The organism is Herminiimonas contaminans (genome assembly GCF_015645465.1).
Taxonomy (GTDB): domain Bacteria; phylum Pseudomonadota; class Gammaproteobacteria; order Burkholderiales; family Burkholderiaceae_D; genus Oxalicibacterium; species Oxalicibacterium contaminans.
Window position 1 is genome coordinate 93,038 of record NZ_JADOEL010000013.1, and the last position, 23,004, is coordinate 116,041.

General features: G+C 54.7%; 20 protein-coding genes. 12 read left to right on the forward strand and 8 right to left on the reverse strand.

The genetic code is table 11. The features are described 5' to 3' along the window. The first annotated feature begins 70 nt into the window (after window positions 1–70). Entirely contained in the window at window positions 71–1,003 is a 933-nt protein-coding gene (locus tag IXC47_RS14820; protein ID WP_195876135.1) for a methyltransferase domain-containing protein, read from the forward strand. Window positions 1,004–1,060: 57 nt separating this feature from the next. Here IXC47_RS14820 and IXC47_RS14825 read toward each other — a convergent pair whose 3' ends face one another. Next, window positions 1,061–1,276, reverse strand: coding sequence for a DUF2970 domain-containing protein (locus tag IXC47_RS14825; RefSeq protein WP_407651143.1), 216 nt, complete (start codon window positions 1,274–1,276; stop codon window positions 1,061–1,063). A gap of 108 nt (window positions 1,277–1,384) precedes the next feature. Next, complete coding sequence (hisC, locus tag IXC47_RS14830; RefSeq protein ID WP_175625796.1) at window positions 1,385–2,452, reverse strand: histidinol-phosphate transaminase; 1,068 nt, start codon at window positions 2,450–2,452, stop codon at window positions 1,385–1,387. Between the two features lie 188 nt (window positions 2,453–2,640). Here hisC and IXC47_RS14835 point away from each other — a divergent pair, with 188 nt between their 5' ends. Continuing rightward, window positions 2,641–3,357, forward strand: a complete 717-nt coding sequence (locus IXC47_RS14835; RefSeq protein WP_175626098.1) for a pseudouridine synthase — start codon at window positions 2,641–2,643, stop codon at window positions 3,355–3,357. A gap of 240 nt (window positions 3,358–3,597) precedes the next feature. Continuing rightward, the gene (locus IXC47_RS14840) at window positions 3,598–6,006 is read left to right on the forward strand and encodes a DUF1631 family protein (RefSeq protein ID WP_195876136.1); all 2,409 of its coding nucleotides are present in this window, start codon (window positions 3,598–3,600) and stop codon (window positions 6,004–6,006) included. 6 nt (window positions 6,007–6,012) lie between these two features. Here the strand turns inward: IXC47_RS14840 and ppnN are convergent, their stop codons facing one another. Together ppnN and IXC47_RS14850 are read right to left on the reverse strand one after the other, a co-directional pair. After that, window positions 6,013–7,383 (reverse strand): nucleotide 5'-monophosphate nucleosidase PpnN, encoded by a 1,371-nt coding sequence (ppnN, locus tag IXC47_RS14845; RefSeq protein ID WP_175625798.1) that lies wholly within the window; start codon window positions 7,381–7,383, stop codon window positions 6,013–6,015. Between the two features lie 177 nt (window positions 7,384–7,560). Beyond that, window positions 7,561–8,538 (reverse strand): DnaJ C-terminal domain-containing protein, encoded by a 978-nt coding sequence (locus tag IXC47_RS14850; RefSeq protein ID WP_195876137.1) that lies wholly within the window; start codon window positions 8,536–8,538, stop codon window positions 7,561–7,563. A gap of 301 nt (window positions 8,539–8,839) precedes the next feature. Between IXC47_RS14850 and IXC47_RS14855 the strand changes: the two genes are divergently transcribed. The 3 genes from IXC47_RS14855 to IXC47_RS14865 all read left to right on the forward strand — a co-directional run bounded on the left by IXC47_RS14855 (window position 8,840) and on the right by IXC47_RS14865 (window position 10,610). Then, on the forward strand, window positions 8,840–9,067 hold the full coding sequence (locus IXC47_RS14855; RefSeq protein WP_175626099.1) for a hypothetical protein: 228 nt from the start codon (window positions 8,840–8,842) through the stop codon (window positions 9,065–9,067). Between the two features lie 109 nt (window positions 9,068–9,176). After that, entirely contained in the window at window positions 9,177–10,319 is a 1,143-nt protein-coding gene (locus IXC47_RS14860) for a methyltransferase (RefSeq protein ID WP_407651144.1), read from the forward strand. Window positions 10,320–10,388: 69 nt separating this feature from the next. Further along, a complete protein-coding gene (locus tag IXC47_RS14865) occupies window positions 10,389–10,610 on the forward strand; it encodes a hypothetical protein (protein WP_175625801.1) in 222 nt (73 codons plus the stop codon). 26 nt (window positions 10,611–10,636) lie between these two features. Here IXC47_RS14865 and dbpA read toward each other — a convergent pair whose 3' ends face one another. Both dbpA and IXC47_RS14875 read right to left on the reverse strand, forming a co-directional pair. Further along, window positions 10,637–12,031 (reverse strand): ATP-dependent RNA helicase DbpA, encoded by a 1,395-nt coding sequence (gene dbpA, locus IXC47_RS14870; protein ID WP_195876138.1) that lies wholly within the window; start codon window positions 12,029–12,031, stop codon window positions 10,637–10,639. Window positions 12,032–12,167: 136 nt separating this feature from the next. After that, a complete protein-coding gene (locus tag IXC47_RS14875) occupies window positions 12,168–13,337 on the reverse strand; it encodes a GGDEF domain-containing protein (RefSeq protein WP_326838412.1) in 1,170 nt (389 codons plus the stop codon). 574 nt (window positions 13,338–13,911) lie between these two features. Between IXC47_RS14875 and aceA the strand changes: the two genes are divergently transcribed. Then, the gene (gene aceA, locus IXC47_RS14880) at window positions 13,912–15,234 is read left to right on the forward strand and encodes an isocitrate lyase (protein ID WP_195876139.1); all 1,323 of its coding nucleotides are present in this window, start codon (window positions 13,912–13,914) and stop codon (window positions 15,232–15,234) included. A gap of 94 nt (window positions 15,235–15,328) precedes the next feature. Then, window positions 15,329–16,927, forward strand: a complete 1,599-nt coding sequence (gene aceB, locus IXC47_RS14885) for a malate synthase A (protein WP_175625805.1) — start codon at window positions 15,329–15,331, stop codon at window positions 16,925–16,927. A gap of 100 nt (window positions 16,928–17,027) precedes the next feature. On the opposite strand, the gene chrA is transcribed toward aceB, so the two are convergent. Continuing rightward, window positions 17,028–18,356 carry a chromate efflux transporter gene (gene chrA / locus IXC47_RS14890; protein ID WP_230089580.1) on the reverse strand — a complete coding sequence of 443 codons (1,329 nt, stop codon included), beginning with the start codon at window positions 18,354–18,356 and terminating at the stop codon, window positions 17,028–17,030. A 157-nt stretch (window positions 18,357–18,513) separates the two neighbouring features. Here chrA and IXC47_RS14895 point away from each other — a divergent pair, with 157 nt between their 5' ends. From IXC47_RS14895 to IXC47_RS14910, 4 genes are all read left to right on the forward strand, one after another. Continuing rightward, window positions 18,514–18,930, forward strand: a complete 417-nt coding sequence (locus IXC47_RS14895; protein ID WP_195876141.1) for a MarR family winged helix-turn-helix transcriptional regulator — start codon at window positions 18,514–18,516, stop codon at window positions 18,928–18,930. Between the two features lie 46 nt (window positions 18,931–18,976). Further along, the gene (locus IXC47_RS14900) at window positions 18,977–19,369 is read left to right on the forward strand and encodes a tautomerase family protein (protein ID WP_195876142.1); all 393 of its coding nucleotides are present in this window, start codon (window positions 18,977–18,979) and stop codon (window positions 19,367–19,369) included. 81 nt (window positions 19,370–19,450) lie between these two features. Then, complete coding sequence (locus IXC47_RS14905) at window positions 19,451–19,843, forward strand: VOC family protein (protein WP_195876143.1); 393 nt, start codon at window positions 19,451–19,453, stop codon at window positions 19,841–19,843. Between the two features lie 118 nt (window positions 19,844–19,961). Beyond that, on the forward strand, window positions 19,962–20,861 hold the full coding sequence (locus tag IXC47_RS14910) for a DMT family transporter (protein ID WP_175625811.1): 900 nt from the start codon (window positions 19,962–19,964) through the stop codon (window positions 20,859–20,861). A gap of 10 nt (window positions 20,862–20,871) precedes the next feature. On the opposite strand, the gene IXC47_RS14915 is transcribed toward IXC47_RS14910, so the two are convergent. Beyond that, window positions 20,872–22,659 (reverse strand): monovalent cation:proton antiporter-2 (CPA2) family protein, encoded by a 1,788-nt coding sequence (locus IXC47_RS14915; RefSeq protein ID WP_195876144.1) that lies wholly within the window; start codon window positions 22,657–22,659, stop codon window positions 20,872–20,874. Window positions 22,660–23,004: the final 345 nt, after the last annotated feature.

Consider the following 23,004-nt stretch of genomic DNA (forward strand, 5'->3'; position numbering starts at 1 on the left):
TAATGGTGTTCCATGCCGTCATACCCATACCGGGTACGAACGCTCACCGACTATCCATAAGGATGAAACGATGCTGACCGAACGCGAATTAGAAAGCTGTTACCTGGGCCAATTCATTCCTGTCCACTATCACCACAATATGCTGATGGACAACCGACGCATGTCGGGCTTCAAGGCAGCGATCACGCATCTGGTTGCGCCGGGCGCCAAGGTGCTGGAGCTGGGTGGCGGTACTGGTGTGCTGTCATGGTTTGCCGCGGCCAAAGCAGAAAAAGTCTGGTGCGTCGAGTACAACCCGGACCTGGTAGCAGAAGCGAAGCGTTTCCTGGCGCAAAACGTAAACGGTGACAAGGTGGAAGTGATACAGGGCGATGCCTTTGAATACCTGCCGCCGGAGCCGGTCGATGTCGTCATCTGTGAAATGATCCACGTCGCCATGCTGCGTGAGAAGCAGGTGCAGGTGATTGAGTCCTTCAAGCAGCGCTATCTGGAGAAATTCGGTGGTCCGCTGCCACTCTTCATCCCGGAAGCGATGATCATGGCGGTCCAGCCTTTACAGCAGGATTACTGCTTCGAGGGTTATAACGCGCCTATCGTACAGTTCCAGGAACCGACTTTCATCCAGCCTGGCAGCGTTGAGCTGGCGCAGCCTTCGGTTTATTCCCTGCTGGATTTCACCCAGGCCGTACCGGCGCAAATCGCGTGGCAAGGTGTGTTTGCGATCGAACACGACGGCACGGTGAATGCCCTGCGTTTTGTGACCAAGAATATCCTGGCCGTCGTGATGGAACAGTCAACGACAGTTGATTGGCTGAATCATTACCTGGTCTTGCCGTTGGCGGAACCAGTCAGCGTACAAAAAGGCGATCAGCTATACGTCAGCCTGGAGTACAAGGCGGGCGGTTCGATCCCGTCGCTGCAAGCTTCGTTGCGTGCCCAGCATTTGCATGTGGTGGAAGCGGAATGGACGGCGCAGAGCCAGCATGTGGCGGCATATGCCTGATAAGTAACGCGGGGCAGGACAAGAAGCAAAATAGCGAGCGCAGCAGGCTCGCTATTTTTATTTGAGCACGAGGGAAACGACCAGCAGTAGGATGCCGATAAAGATAGCGACGCCCAGCAGCGCGGCAGCCAGCACATAGAACGGATTCAGGCTGGTATTGTCCTTCTCGTAATCCGAGCGGCGGCGCAAGCCGATGAAGGACCAGAAAATCGCACCCATGGTCGCGAAAAACGACATTTTTTCGGGTTCCTGCTTGATCGGTTCCGACATCATTTTCTCCTTCAGGTCAGCAAAAGCATACTCCTGGTATGCCCGGCTACACAGCATCAGATGCGACGATATTTCCCGTAGCAGACACGTGCGTACGGGAAATTCTGCCGGTTAGTGCTCGGATGTCAACAAACGCATGGTCTGGATCAGTGCCTTGCATTCATCCGGATTGCCTATGCTGATGCGCAGGTATTGGTTGATACGCGGATGGTTGAAGTGGCGCACGATAATCGCACGTTCACGCAAACCGGCTGCCAATTGGCTGGCGGGCAGCGACGCATGGCGCGCAAAGATGAAGTTGGCAGTTGATGGCAGCACCGAGAAGCCGAGCTTTTCCAGTTCCTGCGTCATATGTTCACGGCTGTCGATAATCGCCTTGCGGGTTTGCTGGAAGTAAACTTCGTCGCCATAGCTGGCAACCGCACCGGTCAGCGCCATACGATCCAGCGGATAGGAGTTGAAACTGTTCTTCACGCGTTCCAGCGCTTCTATCAGCTTGGGATGGCCCATCGCAAAGCCGACGCGCAAGCCAGCCAGTGAGCGCGACTTCGAGAAGGTGCGGATCACCAGCAGGTTCGGATATTTATGGATCAGCGGCAAGGCAGTCTCACCACCGAAGTCGACATAGGCTTCATCGATAGCAATTACCACATTCGGTTGCTTGATCAGCAGTTCTTCGATTGCAGCCAGTGGCAGGGCGATGCCGGTCGGTGCGTTCGGGTTCGGGAAGATGATGCCGCCACAGGACTGGTCGTGGTAGTCGGCCAGCTTAATGCCCATTTGCTCATCCAGCGGGATTTCCTGATAGTCGATGCCAAACAGTTTGCAATAAACCGGATAGAAGCTATAGGTGATGTCCGGGAACAGCAAAGGTGCCTGGTGCTTGAGCAAGGCCATGAAGACAAAGGCCAGCACTTCATCGGAACCATTGCCGATGAAAATCTCATTGGTCGCTACCTGATGATAATCAGCCAGCGTCTGTTTCAGCGCGCTGGAGTCCGGATCGGGGTAGAGGCGCAGCGTTTCTGCGGTGACCGCGTGCAGTGCCGACATGACGGTTGGTGACGGCGGGTATGGGTTTTCGTTGGTATTCAGCTTGATCAAGCCCGGCAATTTCGGTTGCTCACCCGGTACGTACGGCGTGAGTGTTTGCACTATAGGGCTCCAGAACTGGCTCATGACTGCTTTCCTTTTTCGATAGATATGCGCATTTTATCGTGAGCGGTGGCTAAATAGAAAATCGCCAAGTGGTGGGGACGGAAAGATCCTTGCGCTTGTGACAAGGAAAGCGTGGCCGGGGCAAGGATTTATGCATGTCTGCACGCGCCACGGCTGATAAATCGGCCTCATTCTGGTACAGTGCCGCCATGAGTAAATTGACCCTAGACCGTATCCTGCAATCGCAGGGATTCGGCACCAGAAAATACTGCCGCAACCTGATAGAAGACGGCGAAGTCAGCATTAATGGCGAGAGCGTGACCGATTACCGCGCCGCTTTCGATACCAGCGACCTCGAATTCACGATTTTTGATGAAGTCTGGCGTTATCGTGAACACGTCTACATCGTGTTGAACAAGCCAGCCAACTTTGAATGCTCGCGCAAGCCCAGCCATCATCCCGGTGTGTTGACGCTGCTGCCTGAGCAATTCACCTGGCGTGAACTGCAACCGGTCGGACGACTGGATCACGATACGACCGGCATGCTGCTGATGTCGGACGACGGACCTTTCATCCATGCGCAATCGTCGCCCAAGCGCCATATCCCGAAAGTCTATGTTGCCACCACCGCGGATCCGGTCACGCCGGAGCTGATCGCGCAATTGCTGGGCGGCGTGCAGTTGCACGATGAACCGGCGCCGCTGGCTGCGCAAACCTGCCGCATGCTGAGTGCGAATGAACTGGAAATCGTGCTGGAGCAGGGTAAATACCACCAGGTCAAACGCATGCTGGCGGCGGCAGGGAATCATTGCTCGGCTTTGCGTCGCGTTGCCATCGGCAGCCTGACACTGGAATCGCTGGAGCTGGAAGAGGGCGAGTGGGCCTACCTGAGTGAAGCGCAGCTGGCTTTGCTGGCTCCGGTTTAATCCAGATCGGCACCTGAGTCCTGCCACGAACGGGCTTGCTGAACTTGCCGTCAGCAAGCCCGTTTGTTTTCAACTGTATCTGCAATTTGTAAATTAGCGTTAAATGTGTGTAATGAGAGACAAATGTCAGGTTAAATCTAACATTTGCAACACGCCTTGCAGCGCGGTCTCGTCACATTCCATGCATTACGCTATGATCAAAAAAATACACACAAACCCTCGTCGGAGACGGTCACTGTAATGCACGCGATTAAACCTGTTATCCAACTGGCCAAAGAGCGCGCCTTATTCCGATTCTCTGCCCTCGCAGAGCACATGCTGCAAGATGCCAACGTCAGCCTGGCACAACAAATTCCGACCGCCGGTTCAGCCAATGAACAAAAATGGATATCCGCTTCACGCGACTTCCTGGGCACGCATGGACAAGAGTTCCTCAAACGTTTAAATCTCAGTTACATCGGCTACATAGAGCGCGGCATGCAAACCATGTATCGCGACTTGCGTATGAGCCTGCAGGATGTCTCGGCGGATACGCTGGCCCTGATGGACGACGATACCGTGACACGTCAGATTGAAGTGGAGCGCCGCGTGCTGCGTCTGCGTGAGGCTGACCAGCAAAGCCTGGGGCGGCTGAACCTGATGATCGCGCAATTGCACGATGAGCATGATGTGCGTGAACGTGAGAACCCGTTCCGTCCCTACCTGATGGCGCGCGCACTGCATGATGTGCTGTGCGAAATGAATAGCAATAGCAATGTCTGCGCAATGCTGTTCGATCATCTGTCCGGTGCACTGGCTGAACAACTGCCAGAGTATTTTTCCGCGATCCGCGATGTGTTTGAGTCGAATGGCGTGCATGCACGCCTGCTGGCGCGTCCGAGCGCATTGAGCAAGCGCGAACGTGAAATGCTGGCGCTGGCGAACCAGGGTGCCTATCGCGCGACAGCTGTTGACGCGGGTTTGTCTACCGGGCTGGTGAGTGGCATCACGACCGGCGTGGTCAACGGTTTTCCGACTTTGCATGAAACGGTACCGGCGTCACCTGCGCTGGAGCGCGTACTCTCGCAATTACAAAAGCAGGGTAAGCAGGGCAATAGCATGCCGGTCTTGCCGTCGGATGGGCAAATTGAATTGCAAGATTTTGTCTGGAAGATCTTTAACCAGTCCGCGCCGGGTCGCATACCACCCAATTTACGTTTCCCTGATGGTGCACCCAATGCGCCAACAGTTAAAGCTGCAGGTCAGCAAGCCAACGCCCATCCCTTGTTTAAACAACTGCAGCAAATGCAGCAGGCAGGTGTGGCAACACAGGGCGGTGCTGTCGCAGCTGATGCGAATGAAGCAGTAGCGGATTTGCGCGAAGTGCTGAATCTGGATCAGGTCAGTGAGATCGACAGGGTGGGACTGGATGTCACCACCATGCTGTTCGAATATATAGCTGCTGACGAAATGCTGTCTCCGGCTTTCCGTGACTTGCTGGCGCAATTGCGGATTCCGTTTGTGAAAGCTGCGATGCTGGATGCCGATGTCCTGCAGCTGGCGCATCATCCGGCGCGCCAATTCCTGAATCGCGCAGCCTCGATTGCGAGTGGCCTGAATGCGAGCATTACACCGGGGCAAGAGATTTATGCCGGCATGGCGGAAGCGATCGCCTGCATCAATAGGGACTTCAATGCGGATATGCAGGTGTTTACAACCGCCAGCCTGCATCTGAACCATGCAGTGGCAGATGCCTTGCATGCTGGTGACGCCGAAGTCCTGCGCGCCATTGATGCATTGGAAAACGCGCAAAAGAATCCGCAGCAGCATGATGTACTGGTGGTGCAAACCGTGAATGCCTTGCGCGAACGCTTGTCATCGATAGAGACCGACCAGCGCGCTGTCGATTTCCTGATCAAGGTGTGGAGTCGGGTACTGGTGTATGTCAGCGAACATGACAGCATGGACATAACGCCATATCGTGAAGTCGTGGCCGACTTGCTGTGGAGTGTGCAGGAAGAGCTCGATGCCAGTGAGCGCAGTGCGCTGATGCGGCTCTTGCCCAAGCTGGTGCAAAGAATCAAGACCGGCCTGCAATTGCTGCTGATGTCGGACATCGAAAGCAAGCAGGTGCTGGATCAACTGGTCGCCATGCATGCCGAAGTACTGCGCACGATACAGGGCAACCAGATCAAAGGTGCACGCTCATTGCTGAGCCTGCAGCAACACTTCTCTACGCTGCATATAGGCAGTGCGCTGGCAGCGCAACCTACCGAGATACACGCACCTACCGTGCCGCATGAACGCCTGCAAACAGCGCTGCAACAATTCCAGGTGCAGGCGCACCTGCATCTGGATAGCGACCTCGGCACCTTGCAGAGTTCGGATGCCAAATGGCTGGGTGGCATGCATGTGGGTACCCAGGCCGAGTGGTGGCACGAAGGTGCTTATCAGCCTGCGACCTTGCTGTGGATAGATGCGGCGCAGTCTTTCTATCTGTTTCGGATCAATGCGCCCGAAGCACGGCCACGCCTGCTGGTCTACTCCTCGATTGCGCTGATCAAGGGTTTGCGTGAGGGATCGGTGGGGATGGTGGAGTCTGTGCCTATCTTCGACAGGGCTATGGAATCACTGCTGAATGCCAGTGGCACCCAGCAGTATGCTGCCTGATTCTTCTTACTTGATGACGCGATAGCAGGGCGTGTAAGCCTTGCCCGGCAGTTTCATGCGTCCCTGTGCGACGAAGGCCGCCAGCAATTTATCCATAGGATCCATGATGCTGAGGTCGCCGCTGATTTCAAAGTGGCCATGCTCTTCTATTGCGCGTATGCCGCTTTCCTTGACGTTACCTGCCACCACACCAGAAAACGCCCGGCGCAGATTGGCCGCCAGTTCATGCCGTTCCTGATTCTGATGCAGCGATAGATTGCGCATGTTTTCATGGGTCGGGAAAAACGGCATCTGGAACGCATGGTCTATCTTCAGACCCCAGTTGAAGTAGTAAGCGTCGCCCTTGCTCTTGCGGAACTCACGCACCGCCTTGATGCCATCCTGCATTTCCTGCGCTACTTGTACCGGATCATCGACGATGATTTTGTACAGCTTCTGCGCTTTTGGTCCCAGCGTCACGCCGATGAAATGGTCGATCTGCTTGAAGTAGTCGGCTGAATTGGCCGGGCCGGTAAATACCAGCGGGAATGGTTGGCCAGCATTGTCCGGGTGCAGCAGTATGCCCAGGATGTAGAGAATTTCTTCCGCCGTACCCGCACCGCCCGGGAATACGACGATGCCGTGACCGATGCGCACAAATGCTTCCAGGCGCTTCTCGATGTCCGGCAGGATGACCAGGTCGTTGACGATAGGGTTAGGCGCTTCCGCCGCGATGATGCCAGGCTCGGAGACACCGAGGTAACGGCCGGTCGGGATGCGTTGCTTGGCGTGACCGATAGTCGCACCTTTCATAGGGCCTTTCATCGCGCCTGGTCCGCAACCGGTGCAGATGTCCATTTCGCGCAAGCCGATTTCATAACCGACTTTCTTGGTGTAATCGTATTCTTCGCGCGAGATCGAGTGACCGCCCCAGCATACGACCAGTTTCGGGTTGAGGTGCGGGTGCAGCACATTCGCATTGCGCAGGATGTGGAAGACCGAGTCGGTAATGCCGGCCGACGACTCGAGGTCGAAGGTCGGATTCGAAATCACTTCATCGTGGGTGAACAGGATGTCGCGCAATACCGAGAACAGATGCTCGTGTATGCCCTTGATCATCTTGCCATCGACAAAAGCGCTGGCCGGTGCATTCTTGATGTCGAGCTTGATACCGCGCTCACGCTGGATGATGCTGATTTCAAAGGAGCTGTAACGGTTCAGCAATTCCTTCGCGTCATCGGTGTCATTGCCGCAGTTCAGTACCGCCAGTGCGCAGTTGCGGAAGAGTTGGTATAAGCCGCCGTTGCGGGTGTCCAGAAGCCTGTGTACTTCGGCCTTAGACAAGATATCAAGACGGCCGTCAGGAGAGAGCTGTGTATCGACTACTTCATATGCCATAGAGTGCTTAACTTCCGAATGAGTTTATATTTTTTAGATGGTGTTTTCAGGCAAGTATAGCGTCTGTGTCGCGCCGCAGATAGTGTGCTGCAGAAATGCGTGCGAGGACTAATCCGTTTTCATGCCTGTAGGAATGATCAGACCATGAAAACGGTGGTTTGTTGCAAAGGCAGGAGATTAGCGCTCGGTGTCGGTACGCGGCGCAAAGTCGAAAGCAGCCTTTAATGCGCGATACGCTTTTTGTGCGACCGCAGTATGGATGGGCTGGCTCAGCTTGGTAATGACCGCATACATATCACCGGCCGGATCGCCGGGTATCCCTTTACCCTTGAGGCGCAGCTTGCGTCCTATGCTGGAGCCGGGCGGGATCGCCAGCTGGACTGAACCTTCCGGTGTCGGCACATGCACGACCGTGCCTTGTTCGGCATGGTCGCTGGTGAGCGGTACATCGACATAGATGTCACGCCCATCGACCCGATAGCGGCGGTGCGGGCGGATCACGATTTCCAGGTACAGGTCACCGGCCTTGCCGTCGCCGGTGCCGGGGAAGCCCTGGCCCGTCAGGCGCAGCGTCTGGCCCGAGCGCATGCCTTTGGGAATGCTGACTTTCAGTGTGCGTTTGGAGACGATAGGCATGCCGTATTCGTCGGTCATATAGGTCGGCATCGATACATTGCGCGTAGTGCCATGGAAGGTGTCTTCCAGGTCTATCTGCACTTTGGTGTGCTGGTCGCTGCCGTGGATGTGCACACCGCGCGGCTTGGGCGGTGGCGAACCCGGGCGGCCCATCATTTCATCCAGGATGTTGCTGAAGTTTTCTTCAGCGCGTGGTTTGGCGGCTGGTGGTGGTTCTGGTGGCGCGCTGCGGCGTGTGTTTGCGCCCGGCTGCGGCCGCGCCTGTTCCTGCGCACGTTGGGCTGAGGCTTCGCGATAGCTGAAGGCAGGACGGTATTCCTGGTCGTAGGCCATGCGCTTGGCGGTGTCTTTCAGGATGGCATAGGCTTCGCCGACTTCCTTGAAGCGGACTTCGGCATACATCTCCCGGCTCACGTCAGGGTGATATTTACGCGCGAGTTTGCGGTACGCATTCTTAATTGCGTCTTGCGTCGCATCGCGCGGGATGCCCAGGGTTGCGTAATGATCCTTGAATTTCATCTGCTGTTTTCGTCACTTGCCTGCGTCGATTTTGCCGGAATTGGTCCGTTTTGGTGCTGAAGGCGGTTTATGGCAGGGTCATTTTGACATGATCATGTCACGGCTGATTGGATGAATAAGGCGAGTATTGTTTGTCAATTTCCAAGCTAGGCGAAATGCCTGAATACTTTCAATATAGTCAATATTTCCTGTCGTTGTTGCCTAAATTGAAAGCAAACACTGCGATACAGCTAGGTCGCTGACAGTTTGAAGGGCATACTCTCAACTTCGTTCAATAAACCGCATTATTAAGATGAAAAGCATGACCTACGAAGAGTATCTGGACGAAGTGACGACGCTCATGACCGAAAGATTCGACCTCAGCGACGCCGCTGCCATCAAGTACGTGATGCGCGCCCAGGCCGCAGATTACTTCACTTTGCACGACGATGATCCGGCCATGCGTACGCAGGACAGGGCGGAAAAAGACGCCAAAACCATCTTCGAACAACGCAATAAATCCAAGCCGGAAATCTACAAAAAGAAATAAGGCTGGCTGCGACACACTTTTCACTCCAGGCGGCGCATCTAAGCTGGCGTCGCCTTTGCAACATCGGAATAACCATGCATTTTAACCTTCCTGCCACCAGGGCTGCTGTATGCCTGTCACGGACACCATTTTGAGCACGCCTGCACAGATCACCTGGAATGAAGCCGGTGCCGACCGTACGGCGCGCTGGCAATCCGAGAGCGGTCATGCGGCGCCCAAGCGCGTCATGATCGCCGACGACAAGTTGACGGCTGATACCGCTTTTCGCCTCGCCAGTGAAGGTACTGCCTTGCTATGGCGCGGTGACTACCAGAATGCACGTCAACTGCTGCAAGCACTGGCACGTCGTATCGAGCGCAAACCGCGCAAGGCGGCGACGACACCGATAGATGCATTCAATTTCCACCGTCAGGCGCAATCACAACGTGCACGTACGCTGGGCATGGTGCTGCTGGAAGTCGATGCGGACTACAGTATAGGCTTGCGCCGTGCGCCGGATATCAAGCTGGCGTGCAATGAAGCGTATGGCGCAAGCACCGGGCCGTTCGTGGTTTCGCTGCGCGAAGTGCTGGGTTTGATCGGTGCGCATGAGTGGCGCAAGAACGGCGTGGAAATTCCTGCGCTGGGTGCGCGTATCCATCCTTATTACGGTGTGTTTTCACCTGTGCGCGGTGAATACCTGAACCTGATTGCGGAAGCGCCGCTGCCATCGAAGAAGCTGGCCTTTGATATCGGTACCGGTACTGGTGTGATTGCGGCTCTGCTGGCGCAGCGCGGCGTCGAGAAAGTCATCGCTACTGATCAGGATGCGCGCGCACTGGCCTGCGCCAAAGAGAATTTGTCGCGCCTCGACCTGCGTGATCGTGTGCAAGTACTGGAAGCCGATTTATTCCCGGAAGGCAAAGCACCGCTGATCGTCTGTAATCCGCCTTGGATACCGGCACGCCCAAGTTCGGCTATTGAATACGCAATCTACGATCCGGACAGTCGCATGCTGCGTGGCTTCCTCAACGGACTGGCGGCGCATCTGGAAGCCAAGGGCGAGGGCTGGCTGATCCTGTCGGACCTGGCCGAACATCTGGGTTTGCGGACAAGGGAAGAATTGCTGCAGATGATAGAGAGCGCAGGATTGAAGATCATCGCCCGCATCGATACCAAGCCGGTACATCCACGCGCGGCAGATGCCAGCGATCCGCTGCACCATGCACGCGCGGCTGAAACCACATCCTTGTGGCGTCTGGCCGCACGCTGATCTTTTATAATAGCGGCGCTGCAGCTCACGCAAAGTGCAGTGTCGTACTCACATCATTCAGGAATTAATATGGCTAACAAACCGGCCCGCATACTGACGTTCAAGTGCAAGAAGTGCACAAAATCGGTACAGGTATTTTTGCAGAAAGTCTCTGCCTGCTCACACATCCAGCCGTATCAGGGCATCTGCACCTGCGGTGAAATCACACGTTACGCGACTGGCCAAAAAGACGCGGTCGAGTCCTTTATGAATTCGGAAGACGGTAACTGGTCACATCACCATCATCATTGATGTGCAACAGCATCGGTACCGCGGGCTTAATTGTTATCGGTATCGATGAAACGCATTTTGAAATTACGTCCCTTGATGTTGCCATTGCTTAAACGCGCATAAGCCTTGTCCGCCACCTTGCGATCCAGCGCGACATAGGTCATGAATTCAAACACATTGATCTTGCCGACCTGTTCCTTGGTGAGGCCAGCATCGCCGGTCAGTGCGCCGAGCAAATCGCCGGGACGCAGCTTGTCTTTCTTGCCGCCCATAATGCACAGCGTCACCATGGGTGCGTGCAAGTCGCCACCTTCAGCTACTTCGAGTTCGTTCAGCTCATACCATTGCACCGGCTTGTTCTGATATTCCTCTATCAGCTTGACCCATTTCTTTTCATTCGGCGCGCACAGGCTCAGCGCCAGGCCCTTGTCACCACCACGACCGGTACGGCCGATGCGGTGGATATGTACTTCGGTATCTTTCGAGACATCGACGTTGATCACCGCGCCCAGCGACTGGATATCGAGTCCGCGTGCAGCGACGTCGGTGGCGACCAGTACCGAGCAACTTTGATTCGCAAACAGCACCAGGATCTCATCACGTTCGCGTTGTTCCAGTTCACCGTATAAGGCTAGCGCGCTGAAACCTTGTGCGCGCAACTCGGCTGCCAGTTCGCGGCAATGGATTTTGGTATTGCAAAAAGCCAGCGTGGACACCGGACGGTAGTGCTTCAGCAGCGTCGCAACAGCGGCATTGCGGTCGTCATAGTCGACCGCATAGAAACGTTGCTCGATCTGGCTGTCATCGTGTTGTGCTTCGACTTTGATCTCGACCGGATCGCGCAGGAACTCGGCGCTGGCGCGGCGTATATCGTCGGGATAGGTCGCGGAGAACAGCAAAGTCTGGCGACGTGTCGGACAGGCGCTGACGATGCCTGCAATCTCTTCATAAAAGCCCATATCGACCATGCGATCAGCTTCATCCAGCACCAGCGTCTGTACTTTGGACAGATTGATCGTTTCGCGTGAGATGTGATCACGGATACGGCCAGGTGTACCGACCACGATGTGTGCGCCATGCTCAAGCGAGGCGATTTGCGGACGCATCGGAGCACCACCGCACAGCGTGAGTACTTTGATGTTTTCGGTGGCGCGCGCGAGGCGACGCAGTTCATTTGATACCTGATCCGCGAGTTCACGCGTCGGACAAATCACCAGTGCCTGCACCGCAAACCAGGTCGGGTTCAGCTTTTGCAGCAAGCCTATGCCAAACGCTGCGGTCTTGCCGCTGCCGGTCTTGGCTTGCGCAATCAAATCGCGTAACTCCAGTATCACAGGCAGGCTCTGCGCCTGTATCGGCGTCATCTCGCGATAGCCGAGCGATTCCAGATTGCTCAGCATGGCAGGTGAGAGGGCGAGACTGGAAAAGGAGGTGGCGGTCATGGATTTTGAAGTAATGCGGCAAAGGACACGCAGTCTAACAGGCATGGGCGGCAGATGCGGAATTCAGCTGCATAAAGCGCCAATAAATTCATGCAAGCGTGGCGACTTGCATATTGGCATCACATTGCGAGCAAAATCAGGCAGTCAATCTTACCGAGCTGGCGAGTGTGCAACCACGTCCTTGCGACTTGGCTTCGTATAGTGCGAAGTCGGCTCGCTGCAACATGGCGTCTATGGTGTCTTCATCGTGCAAACGCATGGCAATACCGGCGCTATAAGAGAGGTTGAATCCCAGCTCCTGGAGGGAGTGCTGCGCCAGCCACTGGCGCATGCGTTGATCATATGCCATCACCGCGTTGAGATCCGCACATTTGAGCAGCACACAAAATTCCTCACCACCGTATCGACAGAATACGTCCCCGGTACGGCTGACAGCCCGCAATCCGCTCGCAAAAAGCTGGAGCGCGCCGTCGCCCACAGTGTGGCCGTGTGTGTCGTTGATTTGCTTGAAATAGTCGAGATCTATCATCAGCAAGGCAATAGGCTGTCGGTAGCGCATGCTGCTGGCGAAGTCGATGCCAGCCTGCAGCAGCCAGGCGCGACGATTCAGGACACCAGTCAGGCCGTCCAGTGTGGCCAGCCGTTCCAGCTCGCGTGCAGCTTCGTCACGATGAGCGAGCAGGATAGCGACGACTGACAGCACCATCATCGAATTCGATGACAAGGCAAATATCTGGTTGACCAGATAGGGGCCAAAGAAATTCGGGAATTCGGCAGTGTAGAACGCACCCAGCACCGCGCGGCAGGCCAGCACGATCATTTGTATGGTGAGGCAAATGGCCAATAGCCAGCGCCAGCGTCCGACTGCTACCGTTGGTGGGCGACACAGTTCAACGATCACCGTGGCGATCTGCAAGGCCAGCAGGGCGTTGGCCCAGCCCACGCGGAATGGATAGTTGGCAAAGCCTATGCTGTAGCCGACGGTCATTAATACGGCAATGGCCGCAGGCGTACGTGCACTGACCTTGCGGCCGCACCATATCTGAAAGGCCATGGCATTGAATACCATGCCACTCGAAACACAGCCCATCGCTATGGTAGACAGCAGTTGGTCGGCCCATCCGCCGGGTACGGTTGCGCTCGATGAAAACAGCGAAATCCAACCTGCCGTTTGCAGCACGATCCCGGTTTGCGCGTACCGTGCGGCACGATTCACCCGACCCATAAAGTACGGCAGTGCGACGGCCATGATGCACAAATTGAGTGTCATGGCGACAAACAGGGAAAAGACGTCGATTTTTGGCACTGGCTGTACTCTCAAAAAATAAGCGTTTGAAACGCAGCGCCCTGGGCCGCTTGCTGAAATAGTCGGGAAACATGCCATCCGGAGCAGGCCCCAGAGACAGAGATGAGTTGCGTAAAAGCTTGTGCGATGCGGCATGCATGCCGCAACAACATGGGTGACATCTTACCGCCTTGCAACTCAAGTTGGAAGGTTGCTAACGGCTGTGCACTTTGATGCACGTGTGCGGTGGTTTGTGTAGCGTTCGCGTCCGGATCGCCACTCCTTCATTCCTTCACATCGCTTATTTGCCCAATTGAAATCATGTAAACGCCTGAAAAGCGCTGATTTTTCACGACCAAATATATGTTTTCATAATACGGAATATTAATATCGCGCTGCATCAATAAAAAATTCCAAAGGGTAGAATATCGTTTCACATTCAGAAAAATACATTATAAGTATGTGATAAATAACGAAAATAAAAAATTAAAATATCTTATATAAGACATTGTTGCTGTGCGCAATATCGCCTATGATTAAGTCAATGTTTTTTCTTGTCTTTGTTATTTCACGCATTTAACTGAGGAGAATCATCATGGCAAACCGCGAACAGCAAATCGAAGCACTCAACCGGGACTGGAAGGAAAATCCGCGCTGGAAAGGCGTGACACGCAATTACACGGCTGAAGACGTGGTGCGCCTGCGTGGCTCGCTGCAAGTCGAACACACACTGGCACAACGTGGTGCCGACAAGCTGTGGGAGATGTGCAATAACGAACCCTTCGTCAATTCGCTGGGTGCGCTGACCGGCAATCAGGCGATGCAACAGGTAAAAGCAGGTTTGAAAGCGATCTACCTGTCGGGTTGGCAGGTCGCCGGTGATGCCAATGTCGCCGGTGAAATGTATCCGGATCAATCCTTGTATCCGGCCAATTCGGTACCGCTGGTGGTCAAGCGCATCAACAACACCTTCCAGCGCGCCGACCAGATCCAGTGGTCGGAAGGCAAGGGTGATGTCGACTTCTTTGCGCCTATCGTGGCAGATGCGGAAGCTGGTTTCGGTGGTGTGCTGAATGCCTATGAGCTGATGAAAGCAATGATAGAAGCGGGCGCTGCCGGCGTGCACTTCGAAGATCAGCTGGCTTCGGTCAAGAAATGCGGACACATGGGCGGCAAGGTACTGGTGCCTACCCGTGAAGCAGTAGAGAAACTCAATGCGGCGCGCCTCGCTGCTGACGTCTGCGGTACACGCACGCTGGTGATCGCGCGTACCGATGCCGAAGCAGCTGACTTGCTGACCTCGGATGTCGATGCCAACGATAAACCTTTCCTCACTGGTGAGCGTACGGTAGAAGGTTTCTACAAAACCCGTTCCGGCTTCGACCAGGCAGTCTCGCGCGGTCTCGCTTATGCGCCGTATGTCGATATGTTGTGGTGCGAAACCGGCAAGCCGGATCTGCAATTCGCCAAGCAATTTGCAGATGCGATTCATGCCAAATTCCCCGGCAAGATGCTGGCCTATAACTGCTCGCCATCGTTCAACTGGAGAAAAAACCTCGACGACGCAACCATTGCCAAGTTCCAGAAGGAGCTGGGCGCGATGGGCTACAAATTCCAATTCATCACACTGGCCGGTTTCCATTCGTTGAACTATTCGATGTTCAACCTCGCACATGGTTACGCCCGCAACCAAATGTCGGCCTTCGTCGAATTGCAGGAAGCCGAGTTTGCAGCTGCGGACAAAGGCTTCACCGCCGTAAAACATCAGCGCGAAGTCGGCACCGGCTATTTCGATGCGATCACCCAGGTCATCCAGCAAGGTCAGTCTTCGACTACCGCCTTGCATGGCTCTACCGAAGACGAACAATTTTTTGACAGCAAAGTAGCCAAGGTTTGTATTGCAGGGCGCGCAGCTTAGTGTCTTGTAAAAGGAGGCCGCACCCGTGGGGGTGCGGTTAGTTTGAAGTTATAACAAAGTAGACCATCACTGATTTAATTATACGGAGACAAGCATGACTGAGAGCACGATAGACATCCCGGCAGGTATCGAAATTGAAGGCGAGTTCAAAGCGGACTACGAACAGGTGTTGACGCCTGAAGCGCTGGCGTTGGTCGTCAAACTGAGCCGTAGCTTTGAAGCGCGCCGTCAAGAATTGCTGGCGATACGAGTCCAACGTGCCAAGCGTATCGACGCCGGTGAACGTCCGGACTTCCTGCCGGAGACTGCCGCGATCCGCGCAGCCGACTGGCGCATCGCACCGATACCGGAAGCACTGGCTTGCCGCCGCGTCGAAATTACCGGCCCGGTCGATCGCAAGATGGTGATCAATGCGCTTAACTCGGGTGCCGATGTGTACATGGCTGATTTCGAAGATGCGAATACACCGAACTGGGAAAACCAGATCGAAGGCCAGCTTAATTTGATCGATGCCGTGCGCAAAACCATCACCACCGAGCGCAACGGCAAGCAATACAAACTCAACGACAAAATCGCGACCCTGCTGGTGCGCCCGCGTGGCTGGCACCTTGACGAGAAACATGTGCTGGTCGATGGCAAACGCGTATCCGGCGGTATCTTCGACTTCGCGCTGTACATGTATCACAACGCGCATGAATTGCTGAAACGTGGCTCAGGCCCATTCTTCTATCTGCCTAAACTGGAGTCGCATCTGGAAGCGCGCCTGTGGAATGACATCTTCGTCATGACGCAACGTGAACTGGGCCTGCCTCAGGGTACGATCAAGGCGACCGTGTTGATCGAAACCATACTCGCTGCTTTCGAAATGGATGAAATCCTGTACGAACTGAAAGACCACAGCGCAGGTTTGAATGCGGGGCGCTGGGACTACATCTTTTCGTGCATCAAAAAATTCCGCCTGGACAAAGACTTCTGCCTGGCCGATCGCGCCAAGGTTACGATGACCGTGCCTTTCATGCGTTCCTACGCTTTGCTGTTGCTGAAGACCTGTCACCGTCGCGGTGCACATGCAATGGGTGGTATGGCCGCGCTGATCCCGATCAAAAACGATCCGGTCAAGAATGAACTGGCGATGAATGCGGTGCGCATAGACAAGGAACGTGATGCGATAGATGGCTACGACGGTGGCTGGGTCGCGCATCCGGGCCTGGTCGATCTGGCGATGACAGAATTCAAAAAAGTCCTGGGTGACAAACCTAATCAGATCAACAAACAGCGTGATGATGTGCATGCAACGGCGGATGATTTGCTGGCCTTCCAGCCGGAAACGCCGATCACCGAAGCAGGCCTGCGCTACAACATCAACGTCGGTATCCACTACCTCGGTAGCTGGCTGGACGGCAATGGCTGCGTGCCTATCCACAACCTGATGGAAGATGCGGCAACTGCAGAGATCAGCCGCTCGCAAGTCTGGCAATGGATACGTTCGAGCAAGGGCGTACTGGATGACGGCCGTAAAATCACCGCAGAAATGGTGCGGCCTATGATTCAGGAAGAGCTGCTGAAAGTGAAGCAGGATGCGCCTAACGGCAGCAGCCCCAGCTATGCGCGCGCAGCGCAAATCTTCGAGGAAATGTCGACGGCAACTGCATTTGCAGAATTCCTGACACTACCTCTATACGAAGAAATTTGAAGCACAGAAAGTTAAAGCGAAATAATTGATGTGTCTGGGATAGCGCTGAAGAGTGCCTTCTCTTGCGCCGGAGTTGCCCTGCAAGGTAACTCCGGCTTTTTTACAGGGCCAGTGTTTTCAGCAGCAAACCGATAACGGCACTGGCAGCAATGACGTGAATGACATTGCGTTTATAGCGTACCAATGCAATCACTGCGACGATAGCCATGCATGTCGCGATCCAGTCAAAGTCTCCGGCAAATCCCTTCGGCCACAACACGTGATAGGCAAAGAACACCGCCAGGTTCAGGATTACGCCGACGACTGCGGCGGTAATGCCGGTCAGTGGCGCGGTGAATTTCAGGTTGCCATGGGTGGATTCAACCATTGGGCCGCCAGCAAAGATAAAGATGAACGAGGGCAGGAAGGTGAACCAGGTCACGAGTATTGCCGCCGTACAACCCGCAATAAACTGCAAGTCCGGGCCGAACACGGATTGCACATAGGCGCCGACAAAACCGACAAAAGCCACCACCATAATCAGCGGCCCCGGATTGGCTTCGCCCAGCGCCAGGCCATCTATCATTTGCGTAGGTGTAAGCCAGTTGTAATGACTGATTGCACCCTGATAGATATACGGTAGCACCGCGTAGGCACCGCCAAAGGTCAGCAAGGCGGCCTTGGTAAAGAACCAGCTCATCTGTGTCAGCGTATGATCCCAGCCCAGTTGCAGGGTCAGGATCGTCATCGGCACGCACCACAACACGGCTCCAGCCAGCAGGATTTTGATCAGCCTGGACCAGCGAAATTGCGCATGGGCAGGCGTCGGTGTGTCGTCATCGATCAACGCCGGGCCATACGATTTATCGGCCTGCTTGTGCCCGCCGCCAACCGTGAATTTGGCCGGCATATAACGGCCGCCGAGAAAACCGGTCAGTGCTGCTGCGGTGACGATGATAGGGAAGGGCACATTTAGCGCAAAGATCGCGACAAACGACGCGGCCGCTATCGCCCACATCCAGCCATTCTTCAGGGCGCGCGAGCCTATGCGATGGACTGCATGTACGACCACAGCCGTAATCGCCGGTTTGATGCCGTAAAACAGACCCGCTACCAAAGGCACATGACCGTAGGCGATATACAACCAGGACAGCGTGATCAGGAAAAACAAGGAGGGCAGCACGAAGAGCGCGCCAGCGGCGATGCCTCCTTTGCTCTTGTGCAGCAGCCAGCCCATATAAGTGGCCAGTTGCTGTGCCTCGGGGCCGGGCAGCAGCATGCAATAGTTAAGCGCATGCAGGAAGCGCTTTTCACTGATCCAGCGTCTTTGTTCGACTAGCTCCCTGTGCATTAGCGAAATCTGCGCCGCCGGACCACCAAAGCCGATAAAGCCCAGCTTGAACCACAGGGCCAGTGCCTGCATGAAACTGACTGGGGCGGGAGTCGCCATAGCTGCTGCGGCAGGGGTGCCAGGTTCTGGGTTCATGTCGGATGGAAGGGTTGTGTACTGGAGTGGCAAGACTATTACATAGAGCAGTTGTGTACGGAGCATAAAATAAATCAAATATTTAGTTGCATAGCGAATTAGTTTGATCTATGCTGCAGTCATGTTTGATTACTGCCTCTATTTCAATACGACAGCCCTGGCCCGCGTACTCGAACGTGAATGGGCCAAGGCTTTCAAGCCGTTTGGCCTGACGCCGGCGCAGGCTTTCATGCTGCGGGCAGTGTTGGTGAATCCAGGGATGTTGCAGAGTGAAGTGGCGGCTACTTTGGCGATTTCCCGTTCAACCGCGACCCGTACGCTGGATGGTTTGCAGCAGATGGGCTTGTTGCGGAGGGTGGCGACCGAGCGTGATGGGCGCGAATCGGCGATCGAACCAAGTGCTGCGGGTATCGCATTAAGGGAACAGCTGGACGCGGCCAGTGGGGAAGTAAGTAAGCGCCTGAAGAAGGAGCTGGGTCAGGCAAATTTTGATGAAACCGTTAGTAAAGTTAAAAAAGTTCGCTCAGTCATCAGCTGAGTTTTTTTAAATAAGTAGTTGTATAGCAAACTAAAAGGAGCTGAAAATGCCTATCCTGAACGTGAAAGTAAGTGCAGAAAAAACACCGGAACTGACCAGACAAATTGCCGAGTTATTGCTGGACCTGACGACCCGCATCCTGAAAAAGAAGCGCGAAGTCACGGCGATTGCTATCGACTATGTGAGCCACGATAGCTGGGTGGTAGGCGGGCATCTCTTGAGCGAGCAAAAGAAAAACAGCTTTTACTTCGACATCAAGATTACAGATGAAACCAACACCAAGGATGAAAAGGCGCAGTACATCAGGGAAGCGTTTGCCGGTTTCGAGCGCATCCTGGGCAACCTGCATGAAGAAAGCTATATCTATGTGCAGGACGTGAGGGCGGCTTCGTATGGTTATGGTGGTTATACGCAAGAGTATCGTTATCAGCACGGTTGAGCGATAGTCAGGGCGAGGTATTTTTCACCTGAAGGGTTTTGGCACATAATGGAGCTCTATTAATTTCCATGTGTAGTCGCCATGAAACTGGATCAACTTGATCACCTCGTCCTGACGGTCAAGGACATAGAAGTCACGATCGCGTTCTATCAGCGTGTGCTGGGAATGGAAGTCGTTATCTTCGGTGCTGGCCGCAAGGCGCTGACTTTTGGCACGCAAAAAATCAATTTGCATCAGCACGGCAAGGAATTCGAGCCCAAGGCCGAACATCCGACACCGGGTTCGGCTGACCTTTGCTTCATCACCAGCGTACCGCTGGATGATGTGCTGCAGCACTTCAACAACTGCGGCGTCACGGTACTGGAAGGGCCGATACGTCGCACCGGTGCCACCGGCCCCATTCTGTCGCTTTATCTGCGCGATCCCGATTTCAATCTGATTGAGGTATCGAATCGCATCGTCGATGCCGGTTAGCGTTAAAGCTTGAATAAGGCGGCGTCAGATACAAGTCAGCCTTATCAAGTATCCTCTCGGATTGTTTACTTCTGCCTTTGCATAGTCAGGACTTGCAAAGGCTTTCTCTTTTCTGTTCATGACTCACAAGATTACGCCATCGACTGTATTACTGCTAACGCTCGCGCCCATGATGTGGGCCGGGAATGCAATTGTTGGCCGCTCGGTGAATGCGATGGTGCCGCCGGTTACCTTGAATCTGTTGCGCTGGTCGATTGCTATGCTAATCCTGTTGCCGCTGGCAAGCTGGATCTTCCGCCGTAACAGTCCGTTCTGGACGCACTGGCGACGGTTTTCGATATTGGGGCTGCTCGGCGTCGGCTTGTACAACACGCTGCAATACCTGGCGTTGCAGACTTCTTCACCGATTAACGTGACGCTGGTAGCGGCCAGTATGCCGGTGTGGATGTTGCTGATAGGGACGCTGTTCTTCGGCGTGCGCGTATCGTTCAAGCAGGGCTTGGGCGCAGTGCTATCGATAGTAGGTGTGCTGATTGTGCTGAGCCGGGGCGAGCTGCGACAACTGCTGGCTTTGCGCCTGGTGGCCGGTGATATCTTCATGATCATCGCCGCCATCGTCTGGTCTTTCTACAGCTGGTTGCTGACGTTGCCAAAAGACCCGGAAGAGATACGTAGCAACTGGGCGGCTTTCCTACTGGCACAGGTTGCTTTCGGCGTGGCCTGGTCTTGCATGTTTACAGCTGGCGAATGGGCGCTAGGAGATCTGCATATAGACTGGGGCTGGCCATTGATCGCGGCGCTGATCTTCGTCGCAATCGGCCCAGCCATCATCGCTTTGCGTTGCTGGGGCATAGGCGTGCAAAGGGTGGGGCCGACGATCGCTGGCTTCTTCAGCAACCTGACGCCGTTGTTCGCCGCATTGATGTCATCAGCATTTCTCGGCGAAATGCCGCATCTGTATCATGGCGTCGCCTTCATATTGATCGTGGGCGGGATCGTCGTTTCTTCACGGCGCTAATCAAGCGAGGTTAGCCATCCTTAGGCTCATCTTCTTCGGCTCGCGGCGGCGGGATATATTCAATATTCCCCAACACCAGTGCACGACCGGCAAACAGCCCGCCGGTAGTCTCCAGCGCAAAGCGCTCTGCGTCGCGGCTACGTACTTCGCTAATCAAATCTTCCGCTTCCTGCGGCTCTGAGCCCAGCAGGACGACCGCGTGTTTGGCCATTTGCAGCGATGCTTCAAAGGTTTCGCGCACGACGAAGTCGGCATTGTGCTTGACCAGTTCGAGAGCGTGTTCACGGTCGAAAGCACGCACCACGAGTTTGGTGTGCGGGCATTCCTGCCGCGCCGTTTCCACGATGCGGGTGACAGCGTGTTTGTCATTGATGCAGACCAGGATGACTGAGGCTTGCAATGCGCCCGCAGCGTGCAGGATCTCCGGGCGTCCGCCGTCACCATAAAAGACCTTGAAGCCATAGGGCTCAACCGCGCGGATGACGTCCGGATCGCTGTCGATGATGGAGAGTTTGGCTCCCTTGGCCAGCGGGCCTTGGCTCGCGATCTGGCCGACCCGGCCAAAGCCGATGATGAGGACGCTGGCTTGCACATCCCTTGGTTCTTCGACGCCGTCGAGTGAGGCAGTTATTTTCCCGCCTAAGCGTTTGTGTAGTACCACTACCATCGGCGTCAGAGCCATCGAGAGCACAACGATGGCAGTGATGTTTGCATTGATTTCAGCTGAAATCACATTCAACTTGAGTGCTTCAGTGAAGAGTACGAAGGCGAATTCGCCGCCTTGTGCCATGAGGATGGCGCGGTCGATGGCTTCCGAGTGATTGCTTTTTGCCAGTCGTGCGACGCAGTAGATGCAGAAGGCTTTGGTCATCATGAGTGCTAATACACCAGCCACAACGATGCGCCAGTTCTCGCCGACCACATCCAGATTCAATGCCATGCCGACGCCGAGGAAGAACAGTCCCAGCAGCAAGCCGCGGAACGGTTCTATATCTGCTTCCAGTTGATGGCGGAAGGTGGATTCCGACAGCAGCACGCCTGCGAGGAATGCGCCCATTGCCATCGACAGGCCACCGACTTCCATCAATAGCGCTGCACCGAGTACGACGAGCAGGGCGGCTGCGGTCATGACTTCACGTGCCTTCGCTTTTGCCAGTACACGGAATAGCGGATTAAGTAGCCAGATGCCTGCGCCTATCAGTATGGTCAGAGAGAGGGCGGCGAAGATGATTTTTTGCAGTACCGGTGCGCCATGCGTAATGGTGGCGTCAGGCGGCGCAATGAAAGCGACGATCGCCAGCAAAGGGACGATCAGCAAATCTTCAAACAATAAGATGGAGACTATGCGTTGTCCGCGCGGCGTTTGCATGTCGCCGCGTTCGCTGAGTACCTGCATGACGATGGCGGTCGAGGTCAGCACGAATCCTGCGCCAGCAATAAATGACACTTGCCACGAGTAACCAAAGGCCATGCCTACAGCTGTCAGCAAAACCGAGCTAAGAACTACCTGCATGCTGCCCAGGCCGAATATTTGTCCGCGCAAGCTCCACAGATGCGACGGTTTCATTTCCAGGCCTATGATGAAGAGGAACATGACGACGCCCAGTTCGGCGACGTGGATGATGGTTTGCGCGTCCGACATCAGGCCCAAGCCGGATGGGCCTATCGCCAGTCCGGCGGCGAGGTAACCAAGGACGGATCCCAGTCCTATGCGTTTGAACAGCGGCACCGCGACGACGGCGGCACCGAGGAGGGTCACGATGCCTACCAGTTGGCTGGGGTTTCCTTCGATGGCCATAAAATTTTCCTGATTTTTGTTAGTGAAGCTCGAAGGGCGATATTGCCAGCAGGACTGCAAACAAAAAAGCCCGCGACCAAAAGGTAGCAGGCTTGATATGAGGGTTTCACCAGTCCTATAGTGGAAAGTGCAAAACCTGGCGCGAGTTGCCTCAACGCGGTTTGATTATGCGCTTGTTCGCTGAAATGTACAACGTTGATTTCTAACACCATATTTCCCTGGATAATCTTGTCGTCTTGCCTATATTGCTAAGACGACATTTTTGTTGGTGAAATAAATCATTTGTAAATTTTCAAAAAATTATAGTTCATTAGTAAAATATATTGGAGTAAAATAAAACACGGT